Genomic DNA, 820 nt, shown 5'->3' on the forward strand with positions numbered 1-820 from the left:
TTCCGACGCCCTGGACAAGATAGGCACGGAAATCCTGGCGCGCAAGGCGGAGCTCGGCGAGCTGCTGGCCCGCGAAGAAGGCAAGACCCTGCCCGAAGCCATTGGCGAAGTCGGCCGCGCCGGCCAGATCTTCAAGTTCTTTGCCGGTGAATGCCTGCGCCTCACTGGCGAGACCGTGCCTTCGGTGCGCCCCGGCATCGGCGTGGAAATCACGCGCGAACCCATCGGCGTGGTCGGCCTGATCACACCCTGGAACTTCCCCATCGCCATCCCGGCCTGGAAGATCGCTCCGGCCCTCGCCTTTGGCAACTGCGTGGTGCTCAAGCCCGCCGACCTGGTGCCCGGCAGCGCCTGGGCCCTGGCCGACATCATCCACCGCTCGGGCATTCCCGCAGGCGTCTTCAACCTGGTCATGGGCCCGGGCCGTGTGATCGGCGAGGCCCTGGTCAACCACGCCGACGTGGCGGCCATCAGCTTCACGGGTTCGGTGGGCGTGGGCCGCGGCATTGCGGCGGCCTGCGTGGCTTCGGGCAAGAAGGTGCAGTTGGAGATGGGCGGCAAGAACCCCCAGATCGTGCTCGACGATGCTGATCTCGCTCAGGCCGTGGAGCTGTCGGCGCAAAGCGGCTTTTACTCCACGGGCCAGCGCTGCACGGCATCGAGCCGCCTCATCGTCACCGACAAGATCTACCCGGCCTTCATCGAGGCTCTGCAGGCGCGCATGGCCCAAATCAAGGTCGGTGACGCACGCGCCGCCGGCACCGATATGGGCCCCGTGGTCAGCCAGGCCCAGTTGGAGCAGGACCTGAGCTACGTGGAA

The 820-nt window shown here is 67.2% G+C and carries 1 protein-coding gene; it reads left to right on the plus strand.

The features are described 5' to 3' along the window. Positions 1–820 (plus strand): aldehyde dehydrogenase family protein (locus AAIL66_RS24325; RefSeq protein ID WP_343497965.1); only part of this gene is annotated, 820 nt, incomplete at both ends.

This window comes from Comamonas sp. F1-6 (genome assembly GCF_039581415.1).
In the GTDB taxonomy this organism is placed as follows: Bacteria; Pseudomonadota; Gammaproteobacteria; order Burkholderiales; family Burkholderiaceae_C; genus Comamonas; species Comamonas thiooxydans.